The 17,512-nt window shown below is 73.7% G+C and carries 18 protein-coding genes; 8 read left to right on the top strand and 10 right to left on the bottom strand.

The features are described from left to right. Entirely contained in the window at positions 1–1,335 is a 1,335-nt protein-coding gene (locus KV205_RS18905; protein ID WP_265865584.1) for a HEAT repeat domain-containing protein, read from the bottom strand. Continuing rightward, complete coding sequence (locus tag KV205_RS18900; protein ID WP_265865687.1) at positions 1,302–1,988, bottom strand: TetR/AcrR family transcriptional regulator; 687 nt, start codon at positions 1,986–1,988, stop codon at positions 1,302–1,304. Before KV205_RS18900 ends, KV205_RS18905 begins: the two co-directional genes overlap by 34 nt. A gap of 120 nt (positions 1,989–2,108) precedes the next feature. On the opposite strand from KV205_RS18900, the gene KV205_RS18895 reads away from it, so the two are divergent. From KV205_RS18895 to KV205_RS18885, 3 genes are all read left to right on the top strand, one after another. Continuing rightward, a complete protein-coding gene (locus KV205_RS18895) occupies positions 2,109–3,257 on the top strand; it encodes an acyl-CoA dehydrogenase family protein (RefSeq protein WP_265865583.1) in 1,149 nt (382 codons plus the stop codon). Between the two features lie 85 nt (positions 3,258–3,342). Then, on the top strand, positions 3,343–3,630 hold the full coding sequence (locus tag KV205_RS18890; protein ID WP_265865582.1) for a YiaA/YiaB family inner membrane protein: 288 nt from the start codon (positions 3,343–3,345) through the stop codon (positions 3,628–3,630). Between the two features lie 85 nt (positions 3,631–3,715). Continuing rightward, positions 3,716–4,357, top strand: coding sequence for a TetR/AcrR family transcriptional regulator (locus KV205_RS18885; RefSeq protein WP_265865581.1), 642 nt, complete (start codon positions 3,716–3,718; stop codon positions 4,355–4,357). 66 nt (positions 4,358–4,423) lie between these two features. Here the strand turns inward: KV205_RS18885 and KV205_RS18880 are convergent, their stop codons facing one another. Next, positions 4,424–4,885 (bottom strand): MaoC family dehydratase, encoded by a 462-nt coding sequence (locus KV205_RS18880; protein WP_265865580.1) that lies wholly within the window; start codon positions 4,883–4,885, stop codon positions 4,424–4,426. Positions 4,886–4,988: 103 nt separating this feature from the next. Between KV205_RS18880 and soxR the strand changes: the two genes are divergently transcribed. Continuing rightward, complete coding sequence (gene soxR / locus KV205_RS18875) at positions 4,989–5,453, top strand: redox-sensitive transcriptional activator SoxR (protein ID WP_265865579.1); 465 nt, start codon at positions 4,989–4,991, stop codon at positions 5,451–5,453. An 89-nt stretch (positions 5,454–5,542) separates the two neighbouring features. Here soxR and KV205_RS18870 read toward each other — a convergent pair whose 3' ends face one another. Beyond that, complete coding sequence (locus KV205_RS18870) at positions 5,543–6,616, bottom strand: RNA ligase (ATP) (protein WP_265865577.1); 1,074 nt, start codon at positions 6,614–6,616, stop codon at positions 5,543–5,545. Between the two features lie 154 nt (positions 6,617–6,770). On the opposite strand from KV205_RS18870, the gene KV205_RS18865 reads away from it, so the two are divergent. Further along, complete coding sequence (locus tag KV205_RS18865; protein ID WP_265865576.1) at positions 6,771–7,526, top strand: hypothetical protein; 756 nt, start codon at positions 6,771–6,773, stop codon at positions 7,524–7,526. Here the strand turns inward: KV205_RS18865 and KV205_RS18860 are convergent. The 5 genes from KV205_RS18860 to KV205_RS18840 all read right to left on the bottom strand — a co-directional run bounded on the left by KV205_RS18860 (position 7,472) and on the right by KV205_RS18840 (position 13,038). Continuing rightward, positions 7,472–8,203 (bottom strand): 3-keto-5-aminohexanoate cleavage protein, encoded by a 732-nt coding sequence (locus tag KV205_RS18860; protein ID WP_265865686.1) that lies wholly within the window; start codon positions 8,201–8,203, stop codon positions 7,472–7,474. The genes KV205_RS18865 and KV205_RS18860 overlap by 55 nt on opposite strands. After that, positions 8,203–8,814 (bottom strand): hypothetical protein, encoded by a 612-nt coding sequence (locus tag KV205_RS18855; RefSeq protein ID WP_265865575.1) that lies wholly within the window; start codon positions 8,812–8,814, stop codon positions 8,203–8,205. The genes KV205_RS18860 and KV205_RS18855 overlap by 1 nt, the downstream gene beginning before the upstream one ends. 169 nt (positions 8,815–8,983) lie before the next feature. Then, positions 8,984–10,204: a serine-threonine protein kinase gene (locus tag KV205_RS18850; protein ID WP_265865574.1), complete on the bottom strand. Its 1,221-nt coding sequence runs from the start codon at positions 10,202–10,204 to the stop codon at positions 8,984–8,986. 71 nt (positions 10,205–10,275) lie between these two features. Further along, complete coding sequence (locus KV205_RS18845) at positions 10,276–11,661, bottom strand: erythromycin esterase family protein (RefSeq protein ID WP_265865573.1); 1,386 nt, start codon at positions 11,659–11,661, stop codon at positions 10,276–10,278. A gap of 105 nt (positions 11,662–11,766) precedes the next feature. After that, positions 11,767–13,038 (bottom strand): DUF1343 domain-containing protein, encoded by a 1,272-nt coding sequence (locus KV205_RS18840; protein WP_265865572.1) that lies wholly within the window; start codon positions 13,036–13,038, stop codon positions 11,767–11,769. A gap of 150 nt (positions 13,039–13,188) precedes the next feature. On the opposite strand from KV205_RS18840, the gene KV205_RS18835 reads away from it, so the two are divergent. Genes KV205_RS18835 through KV205_RS18825 form a run of 3 tightly spaced genes read left to right on the top strand, consistent with a single transcriptional unit; the run spans position 13,189 to position 16,279 of the window. Continuing rightward, positions 13,189–13,953 (top strand): SDR family oxidoreductase, encoded by a 765-nt coding sequence (locus KV205_RS18835; protein ID WP_265865571.1) that lies wholly within the window; start codon positions 13,189–13,191, stop codon positions 13,951–13,953. Beyond that, positions 13,950–15,632, top strand: a complete 1,683-nt coding sequence (locus tag KV205_RS18830) for a class I adenylate-forming enzyme family protein (protein WP_265865570.1) — start codon at positions 13,950–13,952, stop codon at positions 15,630–15,632. Before KV205_RS18835 ends, KV205_RS18830 begins: the two co-directional genes overlap by 4 nt. A 53-nt stretch (positions 15,633–15,685) precedes the next feature. Then, positions 15,686–16,279, top strand: a complete 594-nt coding sequence (locus tag KV205_RS18825; protein ID WP_265865569.1) for a TetR/AcrR family transcriptional regulator — start codon at positions 15,686–15,688, stop codon at positions 16,277–16,279. Positions 16,280–16,297: 18 nt separating this feature from the next. On the opposite strand, the gene KV205_RS18820 is transcribed toward KV205_RS18825, so the two are convergent. Next, complete coding sequence (locus KV205_RS18820; RefSeq protein ID WP_265865568.1) at positions 16,298–17,512, bottom strand: acyl-CoA dehydrogenase family protein; 1,215 nt, start codon at positions 17,510–17,512, stop codon at positions 16,298–16,300.

Genomic DNA, 17,512 nt, shown 5'->3' with positions numbered 1-17,512 from the left:
TCACTCTTCGGTGCCGGCCGAACCGTTGCGCCGCTCCCAGCCCCAGTTCCCCAGCGCGCACCAGCGGTGGTCATCCTCGTAACCGGCCTCCAGCGGCCCGATGCGGGCGTAGGCGTCGGGGGTGCGTGGGTCGTCGTGCCGCATCAGACCGTACGCGGCGATGATCCGCACCAGTTGAAACTCCTCGTCGAGGAGCCCGGCGAGTGCGTCGGCCACCTCCGGCGCGTGGTCGTCGCCCTCGGAGAGACGCTCCGCGGCCATCCATCGCACGCCCTCGTCAGGGTCGCGGGCCAGGCGGACCAGCGCCTGACGGACGTCCGGCGAGCCGTCGAGGTGCCCGCCGAGGACCGCCCCCGCGGCGCCGCGCACCCCGGCGTCCGCGTCGCGGACGAGCCCGAGGAGCGCCGCCCGCGCCTCCGGGGCGAGCGGTGTGCCATCGACGCAGTCCGGCACCGCCGCGCGGACCTCCGCGTCCGGGTGGCCGGTGTACCGCAGCCCGGTCGCCACCATGTCCGGGTGGTCGTGCTCGGCCGACCAGGCGCGGAGCACCGCCGCCAGCACCCGCGCGTCCGTCTCCTCCGTCGCCCAGCGGGCCAGGAGGTCGCTCGTCTCGGCCTCGTACGACGGGACCTTGCCGTCCTCGAGGAGCGTCAGGGACCACAGGACATGGGCGGCGAACCGACGGTGGTCCGGGTCCGGATGCCGGCGCAGCGCCGCGACTTCGGTCCAGGTCTCCTTGCTGCGCCGCAGCGAGGCGAGCACCCACACGGAGCTCGACCAGTCCACGTGCTCCCAGTCCGGATACCTCACCGCCCGGTCCGCCAGCTCCTCGACGGGCGTGAGGATGCCCAGCCCCCACTCCAGCTCGGTGAGGATCGCGCCGTGCCCGGCCCGCACCGTGCGTCCGTCCAGGACGAGTTCGTCGACGTACGTGAACTCGTCGTCCGGCACCCGGGTCCGCTCTCCGGTCGCTGCCCTGCTCCGCTCGTACCAGCTGCGTGCGGCGGCCAGGGCCCGGTCCCCGGCGGGCCCGCGCAGCCGCGGGCCCGGGTCGTGGGCGAGCGTCGCCGAGACGACCGCGGGCGAGCCGCCCTCGATCGCCCGCAGCAGCGGGGTCGACCCGTCGGGGAGCAGCCGGTTCGGGTCGGCGCCGCCCATCGCGAGTTCCTCGGCCACCTCCGCGTCGTACGCCGCGATCGCCGCGCACAGCAGTGGCAGCCCGTCCTCGTCCGCCGTGTCCGGGGCGGCGCCGGCCTCCAGGAGCCGGCGGACCTCCTCCGCGTTCCCCGCCCGTACCGCCGCTACGAGCCGTTCGTCGAGTCCTGCTTCGGCCATGTCCCCCGTATCCCCGCCTCGTACTGCATCGCAAGCCCGTCGAGGAGCGCCCGCAGGCCCGTCTCGAACGCCCCCTCGTCGACCTGTTCGCCGCGCTCCGCGAGCAGGTGGGCCTGTCCCAGGTGAGGGTAGTCGGCGGGGTCGTAGGCGTCCTCGTCGTTGACGAAGCCGCGGGCGAAGGAGCCGAGGGCGGAGCCGGTGATGAAGTAGCGCATCAGGGCGCCGATGCGGGTGGCCTGGGCGGGTGGCCAGCCGGCGCGGACCATCGCGCCGAAGACCGCGTCCGCGACCTTGAGGCCGGCCGGGCGGCGGCCGGGGCCCTGGGCGAGCAGGGGGACCAGGTTCGGGTGGTCGGTCAGGGCCGCGCGGTAGGAGACCGCCCAGTCGTGCAGCGCGGTGCGCCAGTCACGCGGGTCGTCCGGCGCGAACATCGACAGGTCGACTTTCGCGCTGACCGTGTCCGCGACCGCGTCCAGGATCTCGTCCTTGGTGCGGAAGTGGTTGTAGAGGGAGGGGCCGCTGACGCCGAGTTCGGCCGCGAGCCGCCGGGTGGAGAGCGCGGCCAGGCCCTCGGCGTCCACGAGCGTGCCCGCCGTCGCGACGATGCGGTCTCGGCTGAGCAGGGGCTTGCGCGGTCGGGCCATGGCGCACATAGTAGGCGGGGCCAAGAAAACTAGCAGTGGTAATTAAATCCCGGGCGACCGGCCGCGACCGGCCGCGACCGGCCCCGGCCCAGCCCGGACCCGACCCGACCCGACCGATGGGGTGACGCCATGAATCTGGAGCTCAGCGAGGAGCAGGAGGCCGTACGCCGGCTCGCCGAGGACTTCGTCGCCCGCGAGGTCGCCCCGCACGCCGTCGCCTGGGATCGCGCCGAGGAGGTGGACCGGGGCATCGTGAAGAAGCTCGGTGCCGTCGGCTTCCTCGGTCTGACCGTCCCCGAGGAGTACGGCGGCTCCGGCGGCGACCATCTCGCCTACTGCCTGGTCACCGAGGAACTGGGCCGCGGCGACTCCTCGGTCCGCGGCATCGTCTCCGTCTCGCTCGGCCTGGTTGCCAAGACCGTCGCCGCCTGGGGCGACGAGGAGCAGAAGCGCGCCTGGCTGCCCCGGCTCACCTCCGGCGAGGCCATCGGCTGCTTCGGCCTCACCGAGCCCGGCACCGGCTCCGACGCCGGCAACCTCGCCACCCGCGCGGTCCGCGACGGCGACACCTACGTGATCGACGGCACCAAGATGTTCATCACCAACGGCACCTGGGCCGACGTGGTGCTGCTCTTCGCCCGCACCGGCGGCCCCGGCCACCGCGGCGTCTCCGCCTTCCTCGTCCCCACCGACACCCCCGGCCTCACCCGCCGCCCCGTCCACGGCAAGCTCGGCCTGCGCGGCCAGGCCACCGCCGAACTCGTCCTGGAGGGCGTCCGCGTCCCGGCGAGCGCGCTGCTCGGCCCCGAGGGCAAGGGCTTCTCCGTCGCCATGTCCGCCCTCGCCAAGGGCCGGATGTCGGTCGCCGCCGGCTGCGTCGGCATCGCGCAGGCCGCCCTCGACGCGGCCGTCCGCTACGCCGGGGAGCGCGAGCAGTTCGGCAAGCCGATCGCCTCGTACCAGCTCGTCCAGGAGCTGATCAGCGACATCGCCGTGGACGTCGACGCCGCCCGGTTGCTGACCTGGCGGGTCGCCGACCTCGTCGACCGCGGCCAGGACTTCGCCACCGCCGCCTCCAAGGCCAAGCTGTACGCCTCCGAGGCCGCCGTCCGCTCGGCGAACAACGCCCTCCAGGTCTTCGGCGGCTACGGCTACATCGACGAGTACCCGGTCGGCAAGCTGCTCCGCGACGCCCGCGTGATGACCCTCTACGAGGGCACCAGTCAGATCCAGAAGCTCATCATCGGACGCGCGCTCACCGGAGTCTCCGCCTTCTGAGCCTGCCGAAGCTGAGTACCCGGGCGGGGTGCGTGAGTATCCGGGCGGATGTGGCGCGGGCCACATCCGCCCGATCCTGTCCGGCATGAGCGACACACCGGTCAAGCAGCAGAACACCGCCGCCTACTACGCGCAGGCCGTCATCTCCTTCGGCCTCGCACTGGCCGCCGTGGCCATCGGCGTCTACCAGCTCGACGCCAGCGCCTGGGTGCGCGCCTTCCTCGCCATCTCCGTCCTCTACCTCACCACCTCCGCCTTCACCCTCGCCAAGGTCGTCCGCGACCGGCAGGAGGCGGGCCAGATCGTCAGCCGGGTCGACCAGGCCCGCCTGGAGAAGCTGCTCGCCGAGCACGACCCCTTCCAGAAGCTCTGACCGGCGACGAATCGGCCGACCGCTAAGCGCTTGCTCAGCTTCGTTGTATGGTGTTCGTCCCTGACGGCCCGAGGAGGAGTGTGCGATGAGCGTGGCGGAGGAGACGCCCGGCGGCGAGGACATGCCGTGGGGCGAGGTCACGCCCGAGGCCGCCCGGCGCCTGCTGGTCGCGGCGGTCGAGGCGTTCGCCGAGCGCGGCTACCACGCCACCACGACCCGGGACATCGCGGGCCGGGCCGGCATGAGCCCGGCCGCGCTCTACATCCACTACAAGACCAAGGAAGAGCTGCTCCACCGGATCAGCCGGATCGGCCACGACAAGGCCCTGGAGATCCTGCGGGCGGCCGCCGACGGCCCCGGCACCGCCGCCGAGCGGCTCGCCGACGCCGTACGGTCCTTCGTCCGCTGGCACGCCGAGCGGCACACCACCGCGCGGGTCGTGCAGTACGAGCTCGACGCCCTCGGCCCCGAGCACCGCACCGAGATCGTGGCGCTGCGCCGCGAGTCGGACGCCACCGTGCGGCGGATCATCAACGAGGGCGTGGCCGCCGGGGAGTTCGACGTCCCCGACGTGGCCGGCACCGCGGTCGCGATCCTGTCGCTCTGCATCGACGTCTCGCGCTGGTTCAACACCCAGGGCCGGCACACGGCCGACGAGGTCGGCGCGCTCTACGCCGGCCTCGTGCTCAGGATGGTCGGCGCCCAGGCGCCGGCGCCGCAGGGCTAGTCCGCCGGTCCGGCAGTAGTCCGCCGGTCCGGCAGCAGTCCGGCGGTCCGGCAGCAGTCCGCCGGTTCAGAAGTAGTAGCGCGAGACCGACTCCGCGACGCAGACCGGCTTGTCGCCGCCCTCGCGCTCCACGGTCACCGTCGCCGTCACCTGTACGCCGCCGCCGGCCTCCGTCACCTCGGTGAGCACGGCGGTGGCCCGCAGTCGCGAGCCGACCGGCACCGGGGCGGGGAACCGCACCTTGTTGGTGCCGTAGTTGAGGCCCATCCTCATGCCCTCGACCCGCATGATCTGCGGCACCAGGGTGGGCAGCAGCGACAGGGTCAGATAGCCGTGGGCGATGGTCTTCCCGAACGGGCCGCCGGCCGCGCGCTCCGGGTCGACGTGGATCCACTGGTGGTCGCCGGTGGCGTCGGCGAACTGGTCGATCCGCTTCTGCTCGATCTCCAGCCAGTCGCTGTGTCCCAGCTGCTCGCCGACCCCGGCGCGCAGTTCCTCGGCGGAGGTGAAGATCCTCGGCTCGGCCATGTTCCGCTCCCTCTCTGATGCCATGCTCGCGCACGTCTCTAAGCGACTGCTTAGCATGTTGTGGGTCGGGGTGGGTCCGTGTCAACGGACTAGGCTCGGACGAGTGCCGCAGATTCCCGAGAAGATCCACGAACTCACCGTCGGCCAGCTGTCCGCGCGCAGCGGCGCGGCCGTCTCCGCCCTCCACTTCTACGAGGCGAAGGGGCTGATCAGCAGCCGCCGCACCAGCGGCAACCAGCGCCGCTACGGACGGGACATCCTGCGCCGGGTCGCCTTCATCCGGGCCGCGCAGCGGGTCGGCATCCCGCTCGCCACCGTCCGCGACGCGCTCGCCCGGCTGCCCGAGGAACGCACCCCGACCCGTGACGACTGGGCGCGGCTCTCGGCGGACTGGCGGGCCGAGCTCGACGAGCGGATCACCCAGCTGGGCCGGCTCCGGGACCATCTCACCGACTGCATCGGCTGCGGCTGTCTGTCCCTGGAGAACTGCGTCCTGTCCAACCCCGACGACGTCTTCGGCGAGCGGCTCACCGGCTCCCGCCTGATGCCGGAGCGCCGGGACGCGTAGGCGCCGGGACGCGCGGGAGACATGAGAGAGCGGGGCCCACCACCCCCGTGGGCGGGCCCCGCTCGGTCTGTGCGGCCGGTCGGACGGCGTCACTCGTACTCGGTGCCGCCCTTGCGGGTCAGATACGCCGGGCTGACCGCCTTCGCGATCGCGCGCCCGCCGACCACCGGACTGTGCCGCTCGGTCACCGGGCGGATCACGACGCCCTCGCGCAGATGCAGCTCGCGCCCGGAGACCGTCTCCCGGCCGCTCGCCAGCGCGAGGACGGTGTCCAGGTCGTACGGGCCGGTGTGCAGCCGCGGTACGAGGGGCAGCTCGCCCGGCTCCAGGACCTCGGCCGGGTCCAGCCAGCGCACCTGCCCGTCGACCTCGGCCGCCAGGTCGAACAGCGCGAAGCCGACACCGTCCTCCGCGCGGGCGTTCGCCCCGTACGCCAGGTCCTGAACCCCCGCCCCGTACACCTCGCCGAACAGGCCGACCCGGGAGGCCCCGAGGCGCGCCGCGAGCCGGGCCGCGACGGCGGACAGGCCATGGCCGTGCACCGCGCGCCAGTACAGGTTGCGCGGGTCCTCCTTCAGCGCGAGGCCCTTCGCCCCGAAGCCCTTGGAGGAGACGAGCGTCCGGTCCTCCGCGGCGAGGTAGGTGACCAGGCAGGCCGTGCCGTGCAGCTTCTCGGTGAGGACCACCGGCTCGCCGGGCGTGAAGATGTCCGGAAAGCGGTGCAGGTTCTCGATGTCCACCCAGGGCAGCAGGTCCGGCGCCGCCTCCACCTCGCCGCTCATCGTCGGCGGCACCGGCGGCGCCCACTTGACGATCCCGAGCAGCTCCGCGAAGTCCGTGCCGTCCTTCGCCGCCCGCTCCAGGTCCACCCCGTCGAGCGCCTTCGGCCGGCACACGATCCCCTGCGACAGCTCGCCGCGCAGCCGCACCGCCTTGACCCGGTCCGAGGCCTTCCCCGCGAGCCGGCCGGTCAGCCCCAGCTCGTCGACCAACGGCGCGGGCAGCACCGCCTGTTCGGGGATGTAGAGCGCCACGTCTCCGGTCCGGTAGCTGCCCTTGGCGACCACCGCGCGGTACAGACCGACCTGCGCGAGTTCGAGCGCGTCGGCGTTGGGGTGCTCGTGGACGGTCAAGGTCTCGGCGGTGACGCGCAGCGTCGACATGTCAGAACTCCGGTCGTTTCGGGTGATCGGGTGGCGTGGTCATCGCCGCACACTGTGCCGCCTCCGAATTCCCCTGGGCGAACGGATTGTTGCCTGGTAGCGTCCCTCTCTTCGCCGGGCGCCGACCCGGCGGAGTCCCGTCAGGAACGCCCCGATGAGCGACCACCACACCACCCCCGCCGCCATGTCATCGGCGCTCGCCGCCGCCCACCGCCGCGTGGAGCGGGTCTTCGCCGGCCGGACCGCGAAGCCGGGCGGCTGCGGCCGCTGCTACTTCCCCGAGGAGTTGGCGCTGCTCACGGTGCCGCGCGCGCCGATGAGCGACGATCTGGTGCGGATGATGTTCCACGAGACACCCGACCACTTCGCCGACCATCCCGGCGTGATCCGCCGCCTGTTGCCGCAGTTCCTCGCCTACGCGGCGGAGGGGCGCTTCGAAGGAGCGGGATATCTCCCCACGGGCCTCGGCCGCACCGGCTGGCAGGCCTGGCCCCGCGAGGAGGCCGAGGCCGTCGACGGGTTCCTCTCCGTGTGGTGGGCCGAGGCGCTGGCGTCGCCGACGCCCGCTTCCGGGCTGCGGACCGTGTACGAACTCTGCGCCGACATGCGCCAGTCCGTGACGCCGATGCTCGACCACTGGGCGGCGCACCTGGGCGAGGAGGTGCCGCGGCGGCACCTGGTCGCCTGGCTGGACGAGGGGGTCGACGACCTGCTTCAGGACGACGCCTCGTCCTGGACGTCCTCCTGGGCGCCCGACCCGCTCGCCGAGGTCCAGGACTGGCTCCTCCGGCACGCCTCCCGCCTGGACGCCCGGGTGCCGCTGCTCGCGCTGCCGCCCGAGGAGCGGTGGATCGCCTATGCCGAGACGGTCGCCGCGGCGGACTCGGCGAGCGCCGCCGACACCAGCTGAGCGTTGGTGGCGGCCGGGGTGCCGTCCGGGAGCAGCAGGGTGTCCTCCAGACCGATCCGGGTGTCCAGACCGAGCCGCCGGGCCAGCCGCAGGACCGGCCAGGCCGAGCCGTTCTCGCCGTGCAGCAGCACCGGCCGGGCGTGCGGCGAGCGGGCGAGGGTCGCGAGCAGGGCGCGCGCGGTGTCCTCGGCCCGGGCCGACGAGGGGTCCGTCACCTCGGCGAGCACCCGCAGCACCCGGGGCGCGAGCGAGGAGCGCAGGAAACGGGCCGGCCCGTCGGTGCCCGACCACAGGCCCGCCTCCACGGCTACGCCCCGGTCGAGCAGGGCAGCGGCGAGGGCCTCGGCGCCCGGCTCGTGCCAGTTCACGGAGGCGTGGTCGGGCAGCACCGTCCAGGCCCGCACCCGGGCCAGCCGGCGCACCGGATCGGGCTCCGCCCACGCCCCGGTCGTCACGCCCACCGGCACGTCCACCACCGCGCGGATCGCGGTCAGCGTCTCGGCGAGCACCCGCGGCGAGAGGGTGTCGCTCCCGCACGGCGTCCTCGGGTGCACATGCACGTCCTCGGCGCCCGCCGCGACGGCCGCGGCGGCGGACTCGGCCAGCGCCTCCGGGACCGCCGGAACGGCCGCCGGCTCCCCGGGCCCGCGGCTGCCGTTGAGGCACACCTGCAGCATCACGCCACCGACGCGAGCCGGGCCGGAACGGCCCCCCGGGTCCGGGCGAGCGCCCGGGGCGTCAGCACCGCCCGCGGTATCAGCACCCCGCAGTCCCCGCAGGCCGGACCGAACCACGGCTCGTCCGCCGGCCCGCCGCGCCACTCGATGTGCGGGCCCGCGCACACCGGGCACAGCTCGCCCGGGCCCCGCCGCAGCGCGGCCACCAGGCGCCCCACCACTTCGGGCAGCGGCTCGGCGGGATGGTGGGACGGGTCGTCGCAGCGGGCCACCCCGTTGCCGCCCCAGATCCTGCGGTGCCACTCGTCGAGCCCGCCCGGCCGGCGCAGTCCGCCGTGCTTCTCGCGGCGCCGCCGCTCGGCGAACTCCTCCTCGTACGCGAGCCAGACCGTCCGTGCCGCCTCCAGCTCGTCGAGCGCGGCCACCAGCCGGCTCGGATCGGCCTCCCGGTCCTCGGGACCGAAGCCGTGCCTGCGGCACAGATGGTCCCAGGTCGCCCGGTGACCGTAGGGCGCGAACCGCTCCAGGCACTTGCGCAGCGAATAGCGCCGCAGCGCCGTGTCGCACCCTGGGTCGCGCACCTGTCTCGCGAGACTCCGGAACCCGGCCATCGTCTGCCACCTCCGTCGCTAGCACTCCGGCGATATGAGAGGGACGAACGAGAGCCGCATCGTGTTCCATCGTGTTCCGCCGGACTTCGGCGCATCGGCCGAAAACCGGCCGGGGGAGACGGCCGTACGAGGCCCCCGTACGGGGTGCCCGTACGGGGCGGCGCGCGGCTCAGTCGAAGCGGCCCGCCCGGGCCACCACCCGGGCCAGCTCGGCATGGCAGATGTCGCTGTGCTCGGTCACCACCTGCGCCGCGTCCACGCTCACACAGCCCGTCCCCGGCAGCCCGTCGGCGACGACGGCCGCGAGGCTGCGGGCCGCCGTGCCCGGGACGGCCTGCACGCCGTCGTAGCCGATCGCCCACCAGCGCCGCTCGTCGCCGAACAGCGACTCGTCGTCCCGGGAGACCCGGGAGGCCAGCGGGTAGAAGACCCGCAGCGCGGTGTCGCGGTGGGAGTGGCAGGCCACCAGCGGGCCGTCGATCCGGTCCTGCAGTCCGGCCAGCGAGCCGCCGTGGCCGCGGTCGTGCGGCAGCCGGGCCGCGAAGGCGTAGTGCGAGAAGGCGCCCTGGAGCACGGTCACCGACTTCACGTTCCGGGTCCCGGCGGGCAGCCCGCGCAGGGCGTACGCGACGAGGCGGCCGCCGAAACTGTGCCCGACCAGATGCACCCGCAGCCCCGGCGCCGCCCGGCCGAGCTCGCCGAGCAGCGGGCCCAGGCCCCGCTCGCCGACCACGCCCGCCCGGCGCTTCATCGTGAAGTACGTGGCCTGCCGCAGCGCCTCCCGGGCGCCCTTCCAGAGCCGCCCCGCCGGATTCCCGCCGAACAGCGCCTCGGCCCCGGCCTCGGCCTCGGAGCCCCGTCCGCCCTCGGTGCTCTCCAGGGCGTCGGCGAACATCCCGTACACCATCGCCGGATCGCCGACCAGGAACTGCGGCACCGGGGCGGCGTCCCCCACCGCCGCCCGGCCCTCGGCCTCGGTCCCGGTGAGCTCCCGCAGCAGCCCGGAGAACTCCGACAGGGCCGCCTCGTCCGCCGGCTCCGCGGCGAGCAGCTCCTCGATCCGGTCCACCGCCGCCGCCCGCTCCGGGAGGACCGCCCGGAGCGCCGGATAGTCCGGCACACGCTCGTCGGAGAACATGATCGACGGCCATACCAGGCCCGCGTAGCCGAGCCGCCGGCCGGGCCCGGACAGCGCCGGGAACGGCTCGAAGAAGCGGTCGAAGAGACCGGTCGCCACGGACGGCGAGTTGTTCCAGCCGTGCGTGAAGAGCACCAGGTCCGTGCAGCCCGCGCGGGCGAGCCCCGCGAGCGCCCCCGCCTGGCCGGCCGGCCCGTCGCCGTCCTTGTCGAGGACCACCGCGCGGTACGGATCGACACTCGTCACCGTCATGGGCCCGTCCCTCCGTGTCGAGGAGCGCCGTTGGCACCGGCATTCTTCCCGCGTGGAGGGGCGGCCAGTCGTCAGAAACGCAGCCGGGCGGCGGTGATGACCGGGAAGTACACCAGGGCGTCGTACGCGGCGGCGAGCCGTATGTCGGCCAGGTCGCCCTCCCAGGGGTATGTGGTGCCTATCGCCAGGGTGGGCCGGGCGACGCCCAGCCAGTCCCGCGCCGCCGGGGTGGCCGTCCGCAGGTCGAGCAGATACGGGCGGTCGGAGACCCGGTCCAGGACATGGGCGTTGCTGTCCGGGCCGAGCGGCCCGACGGTGAACCGCCGCACCGGCTCGCCGGCGGCCCGCGCGTCGTGCGCGTTGAACGAGCCGCGCCCGAAGGCGGCCCCGATCGCGACGTAGTCCCGGCCCAGCGCGTCCCGCAGGAACGCGCCCTGCATGCGCGGGTACACGTCCGGCTTGGTCGACTCGTAGCCGATGTGCGCGTTGTGCGCGGACAGGACCATCCGGTCGCCGGTCTGCCGCTGCCACCACACCGTGTTCTCGGCCATGATCCGGTCGCGGTAGAGCATCGCCGCGGCGATGTCGGTCTCCGAGGTGATGTCGTACGCGTACTCCGTGCCGACCTGGGCGATCGCGCGGGCGTGCTGCACCGCCCAGGCGTACGCCTCGCGGGCGGCCCGGCTCTTCCCGGCCGGACCCTGCCGCTCCAGGAGCGCGAGGGCCTGGTTCACCTCGGCCGCCATGGCCCGCCGTTCGGCCAAAGGCATGCCCAGATGGGCGCTCATCCAGCCGTCGACGTCGTGGCCGGTGGGCCGTGAGGCGCGGTACAGCTCGCGGAAGCGGGGGAGCAGGGCGGGCCGGGTGCGGGCCACATAGCCGGTGACCGCGTCGAAGAGGTTGGGGCCCGCGTAGCCGAGGTCGTTGCCCATGAACCGCACCGGGTGGTCCGGGTGGCGCAGATTGTGCTGCCGCATCCAGAGGAACAGGTCCAGGTATTCGTCGGTGTTCCAGAAGGCGTACGAGTTCTGGAACTCGTCCTTCATGATCTTCCGGATGTCGCCCCTGCCGAAGCGCACGTAGTCGTCGATCAGCAGCCCGGTGCTCCAGTTCGCCTCCAGGGCGAAGGTGGTGAACCCCTGGCGCTCCACGAGCCGTTCGAAGATCCGGTGCTTGGCGCGGAAGAACTCGGCCGAGCTGTGGGTGGCCTCGCCTACCCCGACCACCTGGGCGTCGCCGACGATTCTCTCCAGGGTGCGGTTGTCCTCGAACGGCCGGGCGGTGACGGCGAGTTCACGGGCCGGATCCGGGACGGTCGGTGTCGGCGTCGGGGCCGGATCCGTGACCGCGGGCGTCGGGGCGGGGCTCGCCGCGGCGGCGGCCGGGGCCGTCAGGCCCAGGCACAGCGCGGCGAGCAGGGCGGCGACGGAGCGCCGCGTACGTAAGCGAAGGTCCATGACTCCAGCCTCGCCCCGGCGACCGGGCGGGACCATCCGGGACCCACCCGATCTCTCCCGGGGGTCAGCCCCACCCCGTCCCCTAGTGGTCCCTCGGGTACCCGCCTAGTGGTACATCAGGTACTCCTGCCGCATCGCCCGGAACGCCGCCAGGTCCGCGTCCCAGGCGCCGACCACCTCGTCGGCGCCGGCTCCCGCGTCGATCAGCGTGCGCACCCGGGTCGAGCCGGTGAGCTTGTCGATCCAGTTGTCCGGGCGCCAGGCGAAGCCGCTCCAGACCCGCCGCGCCGTGACGAGCAGCGCGATGCCGGTGCGGACCGGGTCGAAGGCCGCGCGGTCGTGCACCATCAGCTGCACCCCGCCGACCGTCTTCCCCTGGAACTTGGAGAAGGTGGGCGCGAAGTACGCCTCGCGGAAGCGCACGCCCGGCAGACCGGCCGCGTTCGCCGCCTCCGCCCAGCGCCCGTCGATCCCCTCCGCGCCGAGCAGTTCGAAGGGCCGGGTGGTGCCGCGCCCCTCGGAGAGGTTGGTGCCCTCGAAGAGACAGGTGCCGGAGTAGACGAGCGCCGTGTCGGCGGTCGGCATGTTGGGGCTCGGCGGCACCCACGGCAGCCCGGTCGCGTCGAAGAAGTCGGCCCGCCGCCAGCCGCTCACCGCGACCGTCTCCAGCGGCACCGGCTTCGCCAGGAACTCCGCGTTGAACAGCCGGGCCAGCTCCGCCACCGTCATGCCGTGCGCCTGCGCGATCGGCTCGCGGCCCACGAAGGTGGCGAACGCCCGGTCCAGGACCGGACCGAGCGCCGCCCGCCCGGTCACCGGGTTCGGCCGGTCCAGGACCACGAAGCGCTTCCCCGCGAGCGCGGCGGCGCCCATGCAGTCGTACAGCGTCCAGATGTACGTGTAGAAACGGGCGCCGACGTCCTGGATGTCGAAGACGACGGTGTCCACGCCCGAGGCGGTGAACACGTCCGCGAGCGGCTGACCGCTCTTCAGATACGTGTCGTAGACGGGCAGTCCGGTCGCCGGGTCGTCGTAGCGGCCCTCCGAGCCGCCGGCCTGGGCGGTGCCGCGGAAGCCGTGCTCCGGGCCGAAGACGGCGACCAGGTCGACGCGTTCGTCGGCGTGCATCACGTCCACGAGGTGCCGGGCGTCGGCGGTGATGCCGGTCGGGTTGGTGACCACGCCGACCCGCTGCCCGGCCAGCGGCGCGTAGCCGTCGGCGGCGAGCCGGTCGAAGCCGGTGCGCACCCGCCGGCCCTTTCCGGGCGGCGCGTCGGCCGCCGCGGGGGCGGCCGTCACGGCCGCCGCCAGCGCGCCGCTCGCGCCCGCCGCCAGCAGACCGCGTCTCGACATTCCGGACAGGTTCGTACGGCTCATGAGGAAACCTCCTTGATCGCCTTCCCTGACATGGCCCCGCACGCTAGCGCCCGACGGGCCCGGGCGGAACGAGGCGTGCCACGACCTCTTCCACGACGACATACCGACTGGTTAGTCTGCCCGCAGAACCGCAACGGAGAGGTGGGCCGGATGAGTACGGTGCAAGGCGCGGGAGTGGTCGTCACGGGCGCGGCGGGCGGTATCGGCGCGGCACTGGCCCGGCGGTTCGCCGCCGAGGGCGCGCGTGTCGTCGTCAACGACCTCGACCCGGACCGCACCAAGGCGGCGGCCGAGGAGATCGGCGCCCTCGCCGTGCCCGGTGACGCCTCCGCCGTCGTCGAGGAGGCCCGCGCCGCGCTCGGCGGCCGGATCGACGTCTGGTGCGCCAACGCCGGTCTCGCCTCGCCCGGCGACGCCTTCGCCGACGAGGCGGTCTGGGCCGCCGCCTGGGACGTCAACGTGATGGCGCATGTGCGCGCCGCCCGCGCCCTGCTGCCCGACTGGCTGGAGCGCGGCGAGGGACGCTTCGTGTCCACCGTGTCCGCCGCCGGACTGCTCACCATGGTCGGCGCCGCCCCGTACAGCGTCTCCAAGCACGGCGCCTACGCCTTCGCCGAATGGCTCTCGCTCACCTATCGCCACCGCGGCCTCAAGGTGCACGCGATCTGCCCGCAGGGCGTGCGTACGGACATGCTGACCGCCGCCGGCTCGGCCGGCGAACTCGTCCTCGCCCCCACCGCCATCGAGCCCGGGGACGTCGCCGCAGCGCTCTTCGACGCCATGGCCGAGGACCGCTTCCTGGTCCTTCCGCACCCCGAGGTCGGCGCCTACTACCGGGCCCGGGCCGGCGACCCGGAGCGCTGGCTCGGCAACATGAACCACATCCAGCAGAAGTGGGAAGGAGCGGGCGCATGACCGCACACGGGGCCGCCCAGGGCGAGCACGCCGCGGAATCGAGCTACGCCGCCAGGCCCTGGCTCGGCCGGCTCAGCGAGGCCCAGCGGGCCCCGATCGACCCGCCGCCCACCCTGCTGCACGCCTTCCGGGCCGCCGCCGCCCGCACCCCCGACCACCCGGCGCTCGTCTACTTCGACGCGCGCCTCACGTACGCCGAGACCGACGCGCTCTCCGACTCCGTCGCCGGACACCTCGCCGCCCGCGGCGTCGGGCGCGGCGACCGGGTCGCGGTCATGCTGCAGAACAGCCCGCACTTCGTGCTGGCCCTGCTCGGCGCGTGGAAGGCCGGGGCCGCCGTCGTGCCGCTCAACCCCATGTACAAGGCGGCCGAGGTCGGCCACGCCCTGCGCGACTCGGGCGCCCGCGCCGTCGTCTGCTCCGACCGCGCGTGGGCGGACCACGTCCGCGACACCGCCGCCGCGGCCGGTGTCGGGATCGCCCTCACCGCCGACGAGCGCCAGCTGCAGACCCGGAACGACCCGCGCGTCCTCGGCTTCGAGGCCGTGCCCACCGAGGTCGACGACCTGCTCGCGGTCGCCCGCGCCGGACACCCGGCCCCCGAGGGGCGCGAGCTCGCCACCGACGACATCGCCCTGATCAGCTACACCTCCGGCACCAGCGGCACCCCCAAGGGCGCCCTCAACCTGCACCGGGGCATCGTCCACAACGCCGAACGCCAGCGCACCGGCCACCCCGTCCCGCCCGGCGCCGGCTACTTCGTCCTCGCCCCGCTCTTCCACATCACCGGCCTGGTCTGCGAGCTCGGCGCCTGCCTCGTCAACGGCGGCACCCTCGTCCTCGCCTACCGCTTCGAGGCCGGCGTGGTCCTGGACGCCTTCCTGGAGCACCGCCCGGCCTACACCGTCGGCCCCTCCACCGCCTTCATGGCGCTCGGCGCCCACCCCGGCGCCACCCCCGACCACTTCTCGTCCTTCCTGGTGATCTCCTCCGGCGGCGCGCCCGTGCCGCCCGCCCTGGTCGAGAAGTTCCGGGCCGGCTTCGGCCCGTACATCCGCAACGGCTACGGCCTCACCGAGTGCACCGCGCCCTGCGCCTCCGTACCGCCGCAGCACGAGGCGCCCGTCGACCCCGTCTCCGGCACCCTCTCGGTCGGCGTGCCCGGACCCGACACCGTCGTCCGGATCGTCGACGAGACCGGCGCCGACGTGCCCTTCGGCGAGCAGGGCGAGATCGCCGTCCGCGGCCCCCAGGTCGTCCCCGGCTACTGGCGGCTGCCCGAGGCCACCGCCGCCGCGTTCCCCGACGGGGAGCTGCGCACCGGCGACATCGGCTTCATGGACGCCGACGGCTGGCTCTACGTCGTCGACCGCAAGAAGGACATGATCAACGCCTCCGGCTTCAAGGTGTGGCCGCGCGAGGTCGAGGACGTCCTCTACACCCACCCGGCGGTCCGCGAGGCGGCCGTCGTCGGCGTCCCCGACGCCTACCGCGGCGAGACGGTGAAGGCCTACGTGAGCCTGCGCCCCGGCGCCGCCGCGGACCCGGCCGAGCTGTCCGCGTACTGTGCCGGGCGGCTCGCCGCGTACAAATACCCGCGCGAGGTCGAGATCCTGCCGGAGCTGCCCAAGACGACTAGTGGGAAGATCCTCAGGCGGGACCTGCGGTCCCCGAAGTGAGCCAGTGAGCACGTGAGCACGTGAGCAGACGCATGGACGAAAGGCGGCGCAGCATGGCCAGGACGACGGAGGGGAACGGGGCGCCCGTTCCCCAGCGGCTCCTCGCCGCCGCCACCCGGCTCTTCGCCGAGCAGGGCTACGACCGGACCTCCGTCCAGGAGATCGTGGAGGCGGCGGGCGTCACGAAGGGCGCCCTCTACCACTACTTCGGCTCCAAGGAGGACCTGCTCCAGGAGGTCTACGCCCGGGTCCTGCGGCTCCAGCAGGAGCGGCTCGACGCCTTCGCGGAGGCGGACGCCCCGGTGGAGCAGCGGCTGCGGGACGCCGCCGCGGACGTCGTCGTCACGACCATCGACAACCTCGACGACGCCTCGATCTTCTTCCGCTCGATGCACCACCTGAGCCCGGAGAAGAACAAGCAGGTGCGCACCGAGCGGCGGCGCTACCACGAGCGCTTCCGCGCCCTGATCGAGGAGGGCCAGCGGGCCGGGGTGTTCTCCGACGCGACCCCCGCCGACCTGGTGGTGGACTACCACTTCGGCTCGGTCCACCACCTGTCGACCTGGTACCGCCCCGACGGGCCGCTGACCCCGCAGCAGGTCGCCGACCACCTGGCCGACCTCCTGCTGCGGGCTCTGCGCCCGTAGGGCCCACGGGCCTACGTCCTACAGGTACTTCTTCAGCTCCCGGCGGGCCAGCGAGCGCTGGTGCACCTCGTCCGGGCCGTCGGCGAGCTTGAGGGTGCGGGCCGCGGCCCACAGCTCGGCCAGCGGGAAGTCCTGCGAGACGCCGCCGGCGCCGTGCAGCTGTACCGCCTTGTCGATGATGTCGACGACCGCCCGCGGGGTGGCGATCTTGATCGCCTGGATCTCGGTGTGCGCGCCCCGGTTGCCGACGGTGTCCATCAGCCAGGCCGTCTTCAGGACGAGCAGCCGCAGCTGCTCGATGGTCACCCGGGCGTCCGCGATCCAGGTCTGCACGACGCCCTGCTGGGCGAGGGCCTTGCCGAAGGCGGTACGGGAGACGGCGCGCCGGCACATCAGCTCCACGGCCCGCTCGGCCATGCCGATCAGGCGCATGCAGTGGTGGATGCGGCCGGGGCCGAGCCGGGCCTGGGCGATGGCGAAGCCGCCGCCCTCCTCGCCGATCAGGTTCGCGGCCGGGACCCGGACCCCGTGGAAGAGCACCTCGGCGTGCCCGCCGTGCGAGTGGTCCTCGTAGCCGTACACCTGCATCGCGCGCCGCACCTCGACACCGGGGGTGTCGCGGGGGACCAGGATCATCGACTGCTGGCGCCGGATGTCGGCCCCGTCGGGGTCGGTCTTGCCCATCACGATGAAGATCTTGCAGTCGGGGTTCATGGCCCCGGAGATGTACCACTTGCGCCCGTCGACGACGTACGAGTCGCCGTCCCGCCGGATCCGGGTCTCGATGTTGGTCGCGTCGGACGAGGCCACCTCGGGCTCCGTCATGGCGAAGGCCGAGCGGATCTCGCCGGCGAGCAGCGGCTCCAGCCACTGCTTCCGCTGCGCCTCGTCGCCGAACTGGGCGAGCACCTCCATGTTCCCGGTGTCGGGGGCTGCGCAGTTGAGGGCGGTCGGGGCGAGGTGGGGGCTGCGGCCGGTGATCTCGGCGAGCGGCGCGTACTGCAGGTTGGTGAGCCCGGCGCCGTACTCCTCGTCCGGGAGGAAGAGGTTCCACAGACCCTGGCGGCGCGCCTCGGCCTTCAGTTCCTCGACGATCGCGGGGGTGTCCCACGGGGAGGCGAGCGCGGCCCGCTGCTCCTCGGCGACGGCCTCGGCGGGGTAGACGTGCTCGTCCATGAAGGCGAGGAGTCTCGCCCGCAGCTCCTCGGTGCGGGCGTCGAACGCGAAGTCCAT

Origin of the sequence: Streptomyces sp. SKN60, from assembly GCF_026236535.1 — a bacterium.
Lineage (GTDB): Bacteria > Actinomycetota > Actinomycetes > Streptomycetales > Streptomycetaceae > Streptomyces.
This window is presented reverse-complemented; position numbering and strand designations above follow the sequence as displayed.

What these genes read in the sequence shown, in the direction of transcription:
- KV205_RS18905 (WP_265865584.1), bottom strand. Translation starts at nt 1,335, where the DNA reads ATGGCCGAAGCAGGACTCGACGAACGGCTCGTAGCGGCGGTACGGGCG.
- KV205_RS18900 (WP_265865687.1), bottom strand. Translation starts at nt 1,988, where the DNA reads ATGTGCGCCATGGCCCGACCGCGCAAGCCCCTGCTCAGCCGAGACCGC.
- KV205_RS18895 (WP_265865583.1), top strand. Translation starts at nt 2,109, where the DNA reads ATGAATCTGGAGCTCAGCGAGGAGCAGGAGGCCGTACGCCGGCTCGCC.
- KV205_RS18890 (WP_265865582.1), top strand. Translation starts at nt 3,343, where the DNA reads ATGAGCGACACACCGGTCAAGCAGCAGAACACCGCCGCCTACTACGCG.
- KV205_RS18885 (WP_265865581.1), top strand. Translation starts at nt 3,716, where the DNA reads ATGAGCGTGGCGGAGGAGACGCCCGGCGGCGAGGACATGCCGTGGGGC.
- KV205_RS18880 (WP_265865580.1), bottom strand. Translation starts at nt 4,885, where the DNA reads ATGGCCGAGCCGAGGATCTTCACCTCCGCCGAGGAACTGCGCGCCGGG.
- KV205_RS18870 (WP_265865577.1), bottom strand. Translation starts at nt 6,616, where the DNA reads ATGTCGACGCTGCGCGTCACCGCCGAGACCTTGACCGTCCACGAGCAC.
- KV205_RS18865 (WP_265865576.1), top strand. Translation starts at nt 6,771, where the DNA reads ATGAGCGACCACCACACCACCCCCGCCGCCATGTCATCGGCGCTCGCC.
- KV205_RS18860 (WP_265865686.1), bottom strand. Translation starts at nt 8,203, where the DNA reads ATGCTGCAGGTGTGCCTCAACGGCAGCCGCGGGCCCGGGGAGCCGGCG.
- KV205_RS18855 (WP_265865575.1), bottom strand. Translation starts at nt 8,814, where the DNA reads ATGGCCGGGTTCCGGAGTCTCGCGAGACAGGTGCGCGACCCAGGGTGC.
- KV205_RS18850 (WP_265865574.1), bottom strand. Translation starts at nt 10,204, where the DNA reads ATGACGGTGACGAGTGTCGATCCGTACCGCGCGGTGGTCCTCGACAAG.
- KV205_RS18845 (WP_265865573.1), bottom strand. Translation starts at nt 11,661, where the DNA reads ATGGACCTTCGCTTACGTACGCGGCGCTCCGTCGCCGCCCTGCTCGCC.
- KV205_RS18840 (WP_265865572.1), bottom strand. Translation starts at nt 13,038, where the DNA reads ATGAGCCGTACGAACCTGTCCGGAATGTCGAGACGCGGTCTGCTGGCG.
- KV205_RS18835 (WP_265865571.1), top strand. Translation starts at nt 13,189, where the DNA reads ATGAGTACGGTGCAAGGCGCGGGAGTGGTCGTCACGGGCGCGGCGGGC.
- KV205_RS18830 (WP_265865570.1), top strand. Translation starts at nt 13,950, where the DNA reads ATGACCGCACACGGGGCCGCCCAGGGCGAGCACGCCGCGGAATCGAGC.
- KV205_RS18825 (WP_265865569.1), top strand. Translation starts at nt 15,686, where the DNA reads ATGGCCAGGACGACGGAGGGGAACGGGGCGCCCGTTCCCCAGCGGCTC.
- KV205_RS18820 (WP_265865568.1), bottom strand. Translation starts at nt 17,512, where the DNA reads ATGGACTTCGCGTTCGACGCCCGCACCGAGGAGCTGCGGGCGAGACTC.